This is a genomic window from Cellulomonas gelida (genome assembly GCF_006538725.1).
GTDB lineage: Bacteria > Actinomycetota > Actinomycetes > Actinomycetales > Cellulomonadaceae > Cellulomonas > Cellulomonas gelida.
Map to the genome: position 1 here is coordinate 56618 of NZ_BJLQ01000002.1, position 12566 is coordinate 69183.

Here is a 12566-nt window from a genome sequence, read left to right on the forward strand (position 1 = left end):
GCGGTCCTGCGCCTGACGGCGCGCCGGGGAGGAGGCCGGCGAAGGCCTCCTCCCCGCGGCTCGTCAGACGCTCGCCGTCGCCTCGCGCCGCGCGACGGTCTGCGCGGCGTGCTCCTGCAGGCTCGTGACCGCGTACGGGCCGGACCGGGCGGCCTCGATGGCCTGCACGGCCGCCCCGAGCTGCTGGACGGTCGTGGCGATCGCCTTGTCCGCCGCGACGGTCGCCGCGCGGATCTCGTAGCCGTCGGCACGGGCGCCCTGGCCGGACGGCGTGTTGACGACCATGTCCACCTCGCCCGCGACGATCAGGTCCACGATCGTCGGCTCCCCCGCCGGGCCCCGGCCCGCCGAGTGCTTGCGCACCACGGTCGAGCGGATGCCGTTGCGGCGCAGGACGGTCGCGGTGCCCTCGGTCGCGAGGACCTCGAATCCCAGCTCGGTCAGGCGCTTGACCGGGAAGACGATGGACCGCTTGTCGCGGTCGGCCACCGAGATGAAGACCTTGCCGCCCGAGGGCAGCCCGCCGAACGCCGCGTCCTGCGACTTGGCGAATGCCGTCGGGAAGTCGGTGTCGAACCCCATGACCTCGCCCGTCGAGCGCATCTCCGGGCCCAGGACCGTGTCGACCACGTGGCCGTCGCCCGTGCGGAACCGCTTGAACGGCAGCACGGCCTCCTTGACCGCGATCGGCGCCTCGAGATCCAGCACCGAGGCGTCGGCCGCGGGCAGCAGCCCCTCGGCCTTGAGCTGCGCGATCGTCTTGCCGGTCATCACGTGCGCCGCGGCCTTCGCGAGCGAGACGCCCGTGGCCTTCGAGACGAACGGCACGGTGCGCGACGCACGCGGGTTCGCCTCGAGCACGTACAGCACGTCGCTGACCAGCGCGAACTGGATGTTGAGCAGCCCGCGCACGCCGACCCCACGGGCGATCGCCTCGGTCGACAGGCGGATCCGCTCGAGCTCGGCGAGCGACAGCGTGACCGGCGGCAGGACGCACGCCGAGTCGCCGGAGTGGATACCGGCCTCTTCGATGTGCTCCATGACGCCCCCGAGGAACAGCTCCTCGCCGTCGAACAGCGCGTCGACGTCGATCTCGATCGCGTCGTCGAGGAACCGGTCGATGAGCAGCGGCGACAGCGTGCCGGCCCGGCCGCCGTCCGCGGCGTTCTCCAGCGCGCGGTCGACGTACTCGGTGAGCTGGTGCTCGTCGTAGACGATCTCCATGCCGCGGCCGCCCAGGACGTAGGACGGGCGCACCAGCACCGGGAAGCCGATCCGACGCGCCGTGTCCTTCGCGCCCGCGAGCGTGGTCGCGGTGCCGAACGCCGGTGCGGGCAGACCGGCCGCCTCGAGCACCTTGCCGAACTCGCCGCGGTCCTCCGCAGCGTCGATCGCCTCGGGCGGGGTGCCGAGGATCGGCAGGCCCGCGTCCTGCAGGCGCTGCGCGAGCGACAGCGGCGTCTGGCCGCCGAGCGTCACGATCAGGCCCGCCACCGGACCCGCGGCGAGCTCCGCCGCGTAGACCTCGAGCACGTCCTCGAACGTCAGCGGCTCGAAGTACAGGCGGTCCGAGGTGTCGTAGTCGGTCGAGACCGTCTCCGGGTTGCAGTTGACCATCACGGTCTCGTACTCGCCCTTGAGGGTCAGCGCGGCGTGCACGCACGAGTAGTCGAACTCGATGCCCTGACCGATGCGGTTCGGGCCCGAGCCCAGGATGATGATGGCCGGTCGCTCGCGCGGGGCGACCTCGGTCTCCTCGTCGTACGACGAGTAGTGGTACGGCGTCAGGGCTGCGAACTCGGCCGCGCACGTGTCGACGGTCTTGAAGACCGGGCGCAGGCCGACGGCGTGGCGCGCACCGCGCACCGCGTCCTCGGTCGTCCCGCGCAGCTGCGCGACCTGGGCGTCGGACAGGCCGTGCCGCTTGGCGTGCACGAGCACGTCGCGCGTGAGCGCGGACGCGGTGCGCGTGGCCTCGGCGACCTCGTTGATCAGCACGATCTGGTCGAGGAACCACGGGTCGATGCCCGTGCGCTCGTAGACCGTCTCGACGCTCACGCCCGCGCGCAGCACCTGCTGCACGTCGATGAGCCGGCCCTCGGTGGGTCGCGCGATCGAGGTGACGAGCGCGTCCAGCGCGTCGCCCGTCGCGGGCTCGCCGGCCCAGTGGAACACCGAGCCCTTCTTGTCGATCGAGCGCATGGCCTTGCCGAGCGCCTCGGTGAAGTTGCGGCCCAGCGCCATGGCCTCGCCGACCGACTTCATGGTCGTCGTCAGCGTCGGGTCGGCGGCCGGGAACTTCTCGAACGCGAACCGCGGCACCTTGACGACGACGTAGTCGAGCGTCGGCTCGAAGCTCGCGGGCGTCGAGCCCGTGATGTCGTTGGGGATCTCGTCGAGCGTGTAGCCCACCGCGAGCTTGGCGGCGATCTTCGCGATCGGGAAGCCCGTCGCCTTCGACGCGAGCGCCGACGAGCGCGACACGCGCGGGTTCATCTCGATCACGACGACCCGGCCCGTGCTCGGCTCGACCGCGAACTGGATGTTGCAGCCACCGGTGTCGACGCCGACCTCGCGGATCACCGCGATACCGATGTCGCGCAGCCGCTGGTACTCCCGGTCCGTGAGCGTGAGCGCGGGCGCGACCGTCACCGAGTCGCCCGTGTGCACGCCGACCGCGTCGACGTTCTCGATCGAGCACACGACCACGACGTTGTCGTGCTTGTCGCGCATGAGCTCGAGCTCGTACTCCTTCCAGCCGAGGATCGACTCCTCGAGGAGCACCTCGGTCGTCGGCGAGTAGTGCAGGCCCTGGCCGGCGATCTGGCGCAGGTCCGACTCGTCGTACGCGATGCCCGAGCCGAGCCCGCCCATCGTGAACGACGGGCGCACGACGACCGGGTAGCCGAGGTCCTCGACCGCGGCGAGGGCGTCGTCGATCGAGTGGACGATCGCCGAGCGCGCGGACTCGCCGCCGCAGACCTCGACGACCTGCTTGAACTGCTCGCGGTCCTCGCCCTTCTGGATCGCGGCGATGTTCGCGCCGATGAGCTCGACGCCGTACTGCTCGAGCACGCCGGCCTCGTGCAGCGCGATCGCCGCGTTGAGCGCGGTCTGGCCACCCAGCGTCGGCAGCAGGGCGTCGGGGCGCTCCTTCGCGATGATCGAGGTCAGCACGTCGGTCGTGATCGGCTCGACGTACGTCGCGTCGGCGAACTCCGGGTCGGTCATGATCGTCGCGGGGTTGGAGTTCACGAGGACGACCCGCAGGCCCTCCTCCTTGAGGACACGGCACGCCTGCGTCCCCGAGTAGTCGAACTCGCACGCCTGACCGATCACGATCGGGCCGGACCCGATGACCAGGACGCTGGAGATGTCGGAGCGGCGAGGCATCAGTGGGCGCCCTTCGTGTCGTTCATGAGATCGAGGAAGCGGTCGAAGAGGTAGGCCGCGTCGTGCGGGCCGGCCGCCGCCTCGGGGTGGTACTGCACGCTGAACGCGGGCAGGTCGAGCGCCTCCAGGCCCTCGACCACGTCGTCGTTGAGGTCGACGTGCGACACGACGACGCGCCCGTAGCGGCCGTCCTCGTACGGCGCGACCGACTCGCCCTCGAGCGGCGCGTCCACGGCGAACCCGTGGTTGTGCGCCGTGATCTCGACCTTGCCCGTGCGACGGTCGATCACCGGCTGGTTCACGCCGCGGTGGCCGTAGCCGAGCTTGTACGTGCCGTAGCCGAGCGCGCGGCCCAGCAGCTGGTTGCCGTAGCAGATGCCGAAGAACGGGATCTTGCGGTCGAGCACGTCGCGCAGCAGGTCGATCTCGTGCGTGGCGGCGCTCGGGTCACCCGGCCCGTTCGAGAAGAAGACGCCGTCGGGCGCGGTGGCCAGGACGTCGTCGATCGTCGCGGTCGAGGGCAGCACGTGCACGCGGATGCCGCGCTCAGCCATCCGCTGCGGCGTCATGGCCTTGATGCCGAGGTCCACCGCGGCGACGACAGCGCGGGGCTCGGCCAGCACGCCGCCGTCCTCGTCGAGGGCCTCGACGACGTACGCCTCGCCCGTCGTGACCTCGCCCGCGAGGTCCGCACCGGCCATCAGTGGCGCGGCCAGCACGTCCTCGAGCAGCTCGGAGTCCGTCCGGTCCCCCAGCGCGTCGCCCGAGAAGATGCCGGCGCGCATGACGCCGCGCTCGCGCAGGTGCCGCGTCAGGGCACGCGTGTCGATCCCGGAGATGCCGACGATGCCCTGCGCGACGAGGTCGTCGTCGAGCGTCCGGCGCGAGCGCCAGTTCGACGGGACACGCGCGGGGTCGCGCACCACGTACCCGGCGACCCAGATCTGCCCGGACTCCTGGTCCTCGTCGTTGACGCCCGTGTTGCCGATGTGCGGCGCCGTCATCACGACGATCTGGCGGTGGTAGCTCGGGTCCGTGAGCGTCTCCTGGTACCCGGTCATCCCGGTGTTGAAGACGATCTCGCCCAGCGTGGTGCCGGTGGCGCCGTACGCGAGCCCGGCGAAGCTGCGGCCGTCCTCGAGGACGAGCCGCGCGGGGGCGGTGTGGTTCATGGCTTCTCCTGTGTGCCGAGCGACGCGGCGGGGGTGTCAGGGATCAGGGCGGCGACCGCGTCGACGAGCGCGTCGCGGTCGGCCGCGTGGCGGGGCAGCAGGCCGGTGTCCAGGCCGCGCTCGTCGTCCGCGCCGGTCGGCAGCCACGTCAGGACGACGAGCCCGTCGCGCGAGACGACCTTGCCGGCGATCCCGCGCGCGGTACCTGCACCGCGGAGGGTCTGTGCCGGCAGGAACAGGTCACGTGCGCCGGCACGTCGGACCAGCACGCCGGTGGCGTGCACGCTGACCTCGGCCCGGCTGCGCACGCCCAGGTCGTGCGCGACGACCCGGTCGAGCCAGTCACCCGCGCGGGTGGACGAGACGTACACGGACTCGAGCGGGCCGAACGTCGCCGGTCCCGGGTCGTCGGGCACCTGGGGCAGGACCGGCGCCGCGGCCTCGGTCCGTCGTCGTCGGTGCTCCCAGCCGGCCCGCATCCCCCACCATGCGAGCAGCAGGATCGCGAGCATCGCGGCGGTCGTCACGCCCTGGCGCAGCGTCATCGCGCGTCCGCCGATCCACCGTCGCACGGCGCACCGTCCAGCACGGTCGCGCGACCGCGCAGGAAGGTCGCGACGACGCGGCCCGGCAGCTCGCGCCCGCCGAACGGCGAGTTCACCGACTTGCTCGCCTGCGCCTCGGGGCGCACGACGCGACGCGCAGCCGGGTCGACGAGCGTGAGGTTGGCGGGCTCGCCCACGGCCAGCGGCCGCCCGTGCCCGTCGACGCGTCCGATCCGGGCCGGTGCGCTCGACAGCACGCGAGCGACGTCCGCCCAGGTCATGCGACCGGTGTCGACCATGGTCTCCTGCACGACCGAGAGCGCCGTCTCGAGCCCGGTCATGCCGAACGCCGCGGCGGCCCACTCGCAGTCCTTGTCCTCGCGAGGGTGGGGCGCGTGGTCGGTGGCCACGATGTCGATCGTCCCGTCCGCGAGTCCCTCGCGCACGGCCTCCACGTCGCGTTGGGTCCGCAGCGGCGGGTTCACCTTGAACAGCGGGTCGTACCCTCGCGCGAGCTCGTCGGTGAGGATCAGGTGGTGAGGCGTGACCTCGGCCGTCACGTCGATGCCGCGCGACTTGGCCCAGCGCACGATCTCCACCGAACCCGCGGTCGACAGGTGACACACGTGCAGGCGCGAGCCCACGTGCTCCGCGAGCAGGACGTCGCGCGCGACGATCGCCTCCTCGGCCACCGCGGGCCACCCCGCGAGCCCCAGCTCGGCGGAGACGACGCCCTCGTGCATCTGCGAGCCCTCGGTGAGCCGCGGCTCCTGCGCGTGCTGCGCGATCACGCCGTCGAACGCCTTGACGTACTCCAGCGCACGCCGCATGACGACCGGGTCGTGCACGCACTTGCCGTCGTCGGAGAACACCCGCACGCGCGCCTCGGACTCGGCCATGGCGCCCAGCTCGGCGAGCCGCTCTCCGCCCAGCCCGACCGTCACCGCGCCCACCGGGAACACGTCGACCCACCCGGCACGGCGGCCCAGGTGCCAGACCTGCTCGACCACTCCCGCGGTGTCCTGGGTCGGGGTCGTGTTCGCCATCGCGTGCACCGCGGTGAAACCGCCCAGGGCCGCAGCGCGCGTCCCGCTCGCGATCGTCTCGGCGTCCTCGCGACCCGGCTCCCGCAGGTGCGTGTGCAAGTCGACCAGACCGGGCAGCGCGACGAGCCCGCGCCCGTCGATCTCGACGGCGTCCTGCGGGGCCTCGAGGGCCGAGCCGATCGCGGCGACCACCCCGTCGGCGAGCAGGATGTCCGTGCGCGCCTCCCCCAGCGGGGAGACGTCGCGCAGCAGGTACGTGGTCACTCGGCACTCCTGTTCGTGGTCGGCTGCTCGCCGGCGAGCAGCAGGTACAGCACCGCCATGCGCACGGCGACGCCGTTGGCGACCTGCTCGACGATGACGGCCCGGTCGCTGTCGGCGGCGTCGGCCGAGATCTCCAGCCCGCGGTTCATCGGTCCCGGGTGCAGGACGATCGCGTGCTCGGGCAGCGACGCCATGCGTCGCGCGTCGAGCCCGTAGCCCCGCGAGTACTCCAGCGGGCTCGGGAAGAAACCGCCACCGGTGCTCGACATCCGCTCCCGCTGCACGCGCAGCATCATGATCGCGTCGGGCTTGCCGTCCACGATGACGTCGTCGAGGCGGTAGCTCACGTCGCACGGCCACGCCTCGACGCCGACCGGCACGAGCGTGGGCGGCGCGACGAGCGTCACGCGCGCACCGAGCGTGTGCAGCAGCTGGACGTTCGACCGCGCGACGCGGCTGTGCAGCACGTCGCCGACGACCGCGACGTGCAGCCCGTGCAGGTCGCGCCCGCTCGCGTCGACGCTCCCCCGCTCGCCGACGAGGTGGCGACGCAGCGTGTACGCGTCGAGCAGGGCCTGCGTCGGGTGCTGGTGGGTCCCGTCACCCGCGTTGACGACCGCGCCGTGCGTCCAGCCCGACGCTGCGAGCGTGTGCGGCGCGCCGCTGGCCTGGTGCCGGATCACGACCGCGTCCGCGCCCATCGCCTGCAGCGTGAGAGCCGTGTCCTTGAGCGACTCTCCCTTGGACACGCTCGAGCCCTTGGCCGAGAAGTTGATGACGTCCGCCGAGAGCCGCTTCGCCGCGGTCTCGAAGCTGATGCGCGTGCGGGTCGAGTCCTCGAAGAACAGGTTGACGACCGTGCGCCCGCGCAGCGTCGGGAGCTTCTTGATCTCGCGCGCCTGGGTCGCGGCCATCTGGCCCGCCGTGTCGAGGATGCGCAGCGCGTCCTCGTGCGTGAGGTCCGCGGCCGAGAGCAGGTGCTTCACGCGCGTGCCCCTTCGATCAGGACCGCGTCGCGGCCGTCCAGCTCGCTCACGAGCACGCGCACGCGCTCGGTCTGCGAGGTCGGCAGGTTCTTGCCCACGAAGTCCGCCCGGATCGGCAGCTCGCGGTGCCCCCGGTCGACGAGCGCGGCGAGCTGCACCGCGCGCGGGCGGCCGAGGTCCGAGATGGCGTCGAGCGCCGCCCGGATCGTGCGGCCCGAGAACAGCACGTCGTCCACGAGGACGACGACCTTGCCGTCCACGTCCGCCGGGAGCTGCGTCGTGCCGATCGACCGGGTGGGGTGCTGGCGCAGGTCGTCGCGGTACATCGTGACGTCCAGGCTCCCGACGAGGCGCGCGGCGTCGACGCCTGGCTCGACCTCCGCGATGCGCGCGGCGAGGCGCGCGGCCAGGGGCACTCCCCTGGTCGGGATGCCCAGCAGGACCAGGTCCTGCCCGCCCTTGTTGCGTTCGAGGACCTCGTGCGCGATGCGGGTCAGCGCCCGGGCGATCTCCGCCTCACCGAGGACGACGGTGGGCTCAGGGGCGGCGTCAGGTGCCGGCTTCCCGGAGGCATCGTCAGAGGGCAGCGCAGTACTCATGTGCGACTCCTTCTCCGCCTCACGGGACGGAAGTTAAAGGAAGGTCAGCGGTCCCGCTCACCCTACCCCGCGGCGGTCACGGGAGCCGTCGCGTCACGGTGCGACGTGGCTCACGCCACGTCGCTCGCGGTCAGCTCAGCCCGTCCTCCGCGAGCCGACCGACCACCGCGGTGCCGTCGCGCTCGTCGTCGCGGTGCACCCGGACCGCGAGGCCCTGCGCCGCGAGCAGCGTGGCCGTCGTCGGCGCCTGCCGTTCGCTCGTCTCGACGAGCACCGCGCCCCCGACCTTCAGCCACGGCCGCACCTGCTCCGCGATCCGGCGGTGCACCGCGAGCCCGTCCTCACCGCCGTCCAGCGCGACCCGCGCCTCGTGGTCGCGCGCCTCGGGCGGCATCGTCGCGATCGCGGCCGTCGGCACGTAGGGCGCGTTGGCGACCACCACGTCGACGCGTCCCCGCAGGCTCGCCGGCAACGCGCTGAGCAGGTCGCCCGCGTGGACCCGGTCCGGCGGCAGGTTGTGCCGTGCGCACGCGACCGCCGCGGGGTCGACGTCCGCGGCATGCACCTGCGCCGCGGGGTGACGTGCGGCCACGGCGGCGCCTACCGCGCCGGTCCCGCAGCACAGGTCGACGACGAGCGCGTCGTCCGGCCCGTCGGCCAGGAGCTCGTCGACCAGGTCGACGAGCAGCTCGGTGCGCGTGCGCGGCACGAACACCCCGGGCTCGACGTGCACGCGCAGGCCGGCGAAGCGCGCCCAGCCGAGCACGGTCTCGAGCGGTTCGCCCGCACAGCGGCGTGCGACCATCGCGTCGAGCGCGGCGTCGTCGCCGTCCTCGGCGAGCAGGAGCGCCGCCTCGTCCTCCGCGAAGACGCAGCCCGCCGCCCGCAGCCGCGCGGCGAGTGCCACCGGGTCCCGCGCGTCGCTCACCGGCCGACCAGCAGTCCGCCGGACGAGGTGGAGCGCGCGTAGAACGACCCGGTGCTGCGGGGCGTGACCGTGACCGTGAGCCGCGCGCCGCGGTCCTGCGTGCCGACGCGGTACGTCCGTCCGGTCGCGCCCGCCACGGCCGCTCCGTTGCGGTACCAGCGGTAGCGGAGCTCCGTCACCTTGCCCGTGAAGCCCGCCGGCACGGCCGCGGTCACTCGCTGCCCGACCGCGCCGGTCCCGCTGATCGTGGCCGGTCCGAGCGGGGCGAGGACCTTCGACAGGTCGAGCCACCCGGCACCGCACTGGCTCCGCACGCACGCCCCGGACGCGTACGCCGGGAACTGCGAGACGGCCGAGAGCAGCGCGCGTTCGAGCGCCGCGCCCTTGAGCCCCATGCCCGCGAGCAGCGCGGCGCCCCCGGCGACCGCCGGCGCCGCCTGGCTCGTGCCGTACATGCCGACCCAGGTCGGCTCGCCCGGCGAGTCCAGGCCGCTGTTCCAGGTCGACCACACGTAGCTCGACACGGAGCCGTCGGCGCCGGATCCCCCGGGGGCGGCGAGGTCGACGGCACGGCCCGTGTTCGTGTACGGCGTGCGCCGGCCGTCCCGGTCGAGGGCCGCGACCGTGATCACCCCCGCGCAGTTGGCGGGCACGGACTTCAGGGCGCTCTTGGCCGCGTTCCCCGCGGCCACGACGACCACCGCCCCCCGCGCCCGCGCGCCGTCGATCGCCTGCTGCAGCACCGCGGGGCACGCCAGGTCGACCTCGGTCTGGATCGACAGGTTGAGCACGCGAGCCGGCGTCGCGTTCTTCCGCGTGCCGGAGACCGTGCCGCCCGAGGCCCAGGTGACGCCCGCCGCGATGTCCGCGAACGTGCCGCCGCCCGCGCCGAGGACGCGCACCGGCTGGATCCGCACGTTCGGCGCGACGCCCGCCATGCCGGTCCGGTCCGTCGTCGCGCCGACGATGCCCGCGACGTGCGTCCCGTGCCACGAGCTCGCCGTGCCCTGGCTCAGGTCCCCTTCGTCGGTCGGGTCGGCGTCCCGACCGTTCCCGTCACGCGCCGCGGACCGGCTCGAGATCATGTCGTAACCCGCGACGAGGCGGCCGTCGAGGTCCGGGTGCGGCGTGATCCCCGTGTCGAGGACCGCCACGACGGTGCCGTTCCCGCGCGTGCGCGGCCACAGCGACAACGCCCTCGTCGAGTACCCGCCCGCCGGGAGCCGCACGCCGCTCACCGAGCCGGTCCGGTAGTCCCACAGGTGCCACTGGTACTCGCGGAAGTACGCGTCGCGCGGCGTCACGGGGGGCGCCGCTGCGCTCGACGCCAGGTAGTTCGGCTCCGCCCACTCGACCGCGGGGTCGCCCGCCAACGCCCGCGCGGCACGCAGAGCGGTGGAGGCGGGCACGGGCGTGGCGAAGTCGACGGCGACCGTGCCGTCACCCGCGGGGGCGGCGACCGTGCCGATCGGGGCCCCCGCGCTCGCGCCGGTGATCGCAGCGGCGGTGCTCGGCGCGATCGTCGCGCCGTCCCGGAGCCGGTAGACGACCCCGGCCGCGAGCGGCTCCTGCTCTTGCGTCGCCGGTGGCTCGTACACGCCGAGGTCGCCGGCCGCTGCGGGCGTCGCGATCACGGGCCCGCCGACGAGCACGCCCGCGAGGAGCGCGACCGCGGCACGCCTCGCGCGTCGTCCGCTCACCGAGAGTGTCCGCACCGGTCGTGCGTCGGCGATCGTGGTCATGCGTGACGTCCCGTCGAGTCTGTCGTGCTGTGCGTGAGCGGACGCGCGTGTCCGCTCACCTGAGCCGAACGACGCACGGGCACGGTCGTCGGTGAGGACGACCGTGCCCGTGCGTCAGTCTCTCAGGACCGTCAGCCCACCTTGCTCGTGGACAGCGACGTGGTGGTGATGCCGAGGTACGAGCCCGAGCCCTTGGGCGTGACCTTGACCTTGATGGTCTTGCCCTTGTCCGCGGACGTCAGCTTGTACGTCGAGCTCTTCGCTCCGCTGATGACCGCACCGCTGCGGTACCAGGTGTAGCTACGGCCCGAGATCCTGCCCGTGAACGACGAGGACGCAGTCAGCGTGCGACCGACCTTGACCGTGCCGCTGATCGTGACACGGCTCTTCGGCGCGAGGACCTTCTGCAGGTCGAGGTAACCGGTGCCGCACTTGCCGCGGCAGGTCCACGACGGCGTCGACGGGTACTTCGGGAACGTCGAGACGGCCTTGACGATCCCGACCTCGATCTGGCTGCGGCTCAGGCCGAGCGAGGCCAGCATCCCGGCCGCGGCCGACACCGCGGGCGCCGCCTGGCTCGTGCCCGCCATGGCACCCCAGGTCGCCGACCCGGGCGTCGTGGTGCCGGAGTTCCACGTCGAGGCGACGAGACGGCCCGAGTCGCCGCCGGGCGCCGCGAGCTCGACGGCCGAACCGTAGTTGGAGTACGACGCGCGCTCACCGAACTCGTCGGTGGCCGCGACGGTGATCACGTTCTTGCAGCTCGCGGGCGAGAACTTCAGCGCGCTCTCGTTCGAGTTGCCAGCCGAGACGACGACCACGGCCCCGCGCTTGCGCGCGCCGTCGATCGCCTTCTGCATGAACGACTCGCACGAGTGACGGCCGCCCAGCGACAGGTTGATGACCTTGGCGGGCGTCTTGTTCTTCGACGTGCCGCTCACCGAACCGCCCGACGCCCACGTGATGGCTGCAGCGATGTCCGCCGACGTCCCGCCGTCGCGGCCGAGCACGCGCACGTGCTGGACCTTCAGGCCGGGCGCGTTGCCGATGCCCTGCTTGCCGTCGTGCGCGGCCGCGATGATGCCCGCGACGTGCGTGCCGTGCCAGGAGCTGTCGTCCGACGAGGTCCAGTCGCCCTGGTCCTTGGGGTTGGAGTCACGGCCGTTGCCGTCCCGCGCGGACGCCTTGCTCGAGATGAAGTCGTAGCCCGGGACCGTCGCCTTGGTGAGCTGCGCGTGCGTCGTCTGGCCGGTGTCGAGCACCGCCACGACCACCGACGACCTGCCCTTGGTCGCGGGCCAGAGCGCGAGCGCGTGGCTCGAGTAGCCACCCTTGGGGAAGGTGATGGAGTCGGCCACGCCCTCGCGGTAGTCCCAGATGTTCCACTGGTAGTCGCGCAGGTACGGGTCGCTCGGGTTGACCGGGGCGTTCGCGTCGGCGGTCGAGATGTAGTTCGGCTCGACATCGGTGACGCCCGGGAGCGCGTCGACCGCGGCGATCTTGGCGGCTGCGGCCTTGGCCGTGAGCGGGGACGCGAAGTCGACGGACCAGCTCGCGCCGCCGTCGACCGCGTGCGCGCCCTCGGCGAGCTTCGCGCCGGAGGCGGCGAGCGCCGCGCGCACGGAGCCCGCAGCTGCGCTCGCGGCCGTGCCGCTCGAGATCGAGGCGAGGCCTGAGACCCGGTACACGACACCCGCGACCAGGGAGTCCGGCTTCGCGGCCGGCGCCGTGCGCTGGGTCGGCTTCGTGCTCACCGCGGAGCCACGCGGCTCGCCCAGGCCGTTGTCAGCGGCGCTCGCCGGCGTCACGGCGGCGACGGTGATCGTCGCGACCAGCCCCGTGCACGCCACTGCGGCGACTGCGCGCCGTGTCATCGTCCAGCTCGGCATCT

The 12566-nt window shown here is 73.1% G+C and carries 9 protein-coding genes; all 9 read right to left on the bottom strand.

From position 1 onward, the window contains the following. Positions 1–63: 63 nt before the first annotated feature. Positions 64–3393 (bottom strand): carbamoyl-phosphate synthase large subunit, encoded by a 3330-nt coding sequence (carB, locus tag CGE01nite_RS00620; protein ID WP_048342191.1) that lies wholly within the window; start codon positions 3391–3393, stop codon positions 64–66. Continuing rightward, positions 3393–4565: a glutamine-hydrolyzing carbamoyl-phosphate synthase small subunit gene (gene carA, locus CGE01nite_RS00625; RefSeq protein WP_048342190.1), complete on the bottom strand. Its 1173-nt coding sequence runs from the start codon at positions 4563–4565 to the stop codon at positions 3393–3395. Before carA ends, carB begins: the two co-directional genes overlap by 1 nt. Then, entirely contained in the window at positions 4562–5110 is a 549-nt protein-coding gene (locus tag CGE01nite_RS16805; RefSeq protein WP_170210846.1) for a PH-like domain-containing protein, read from the bottom strand. The genes carA and CGE01nite_RS16805 overlap by 4 nt, the downstream gene beginning before the upstream one ends. Next, entirely contained in the window at positions 5107–6420 is a 1314-nt protein-coding gene (locus tag CGE01nite_RS00630; protein ID WP_048342189.1) for a dihydroorotase, read from the bottom strand. The genes CGE01nite_RS16805 and CGE01nite_RS00630 overlap by 4 nt, the downstream gene beginning before the upstream one ends. Next, positions 6417–7406 (bottom strand): aspartate carbamoyltransferase catalytic subunit, encoded by a 990-nt coding sequence (locus CGE01nite_RS00635; protein WP_141368367.1) that lies wholly within the window; start codon positions 7404–7406, stop codon positions 6417–6419. The genes CGE01nite_RS00630 and CGE01nite_RS00635 overlap by 4 nt, the downstream gene beginning before the upstream one ends. After that, positions 7403–8005, bottom strand: coding sequence for a bifunctional pyr operon transcriptional regulator/uracil phosphoribosyltransferase PyrR (pyrR, locus tag CGE01nite_RS00640; protein WP_141368369.1), 603 nt, complete (start codon positions 8003–8005; stop codon positions 7403–7405). The genes CGE01nite_RS00635 and pyrR overlap by 4 nt, the downstream gene beginning before the upstream one ends. 130 nt (positions 8006–8135) lie before the next feature. Continuing rightward, positions 8136–8933 carry a putative protein N(5)-glutamine methyltransferase gene (locus CGE01nite_RS00645; RefSeq protein WP_141368371.1) on the bottom strand — a complete coding sequence of 266 codons (798 nt, stop codon included), beginning with the start codon at positions 8931–8933 and terminating at the stop codon, positions 8136–8138. After that, positions 8930–10675: a S8 family serine peptidase gene (locus CGE01nite_RS00650; RefSeq protein ID WP_053071561.1), complete on the bottom strand. Its 1746-nt coding sequence runs from the start codon at positions 10673–10675 to the stop codon at positions 8930–8932. The genes CGE01nite_RS00645 and CGE01nite_RS00650 overlap by 4 nt, the downstream gene beginning before the upstream one ends. A gap of 131 nt (positions 10676–10806) precedes the next feature. Next, positions 10807–12549, bottom strand: coding sequence for a S8 family serine peptidase (locus CGE01nite_RS00655; protein WP_170210847.1), 1743 nt, complete (start codon positions 12547–12549; stop codon positions 10807–10809). Positions 12550–12566: the final 17 nt, after the last annotated feature.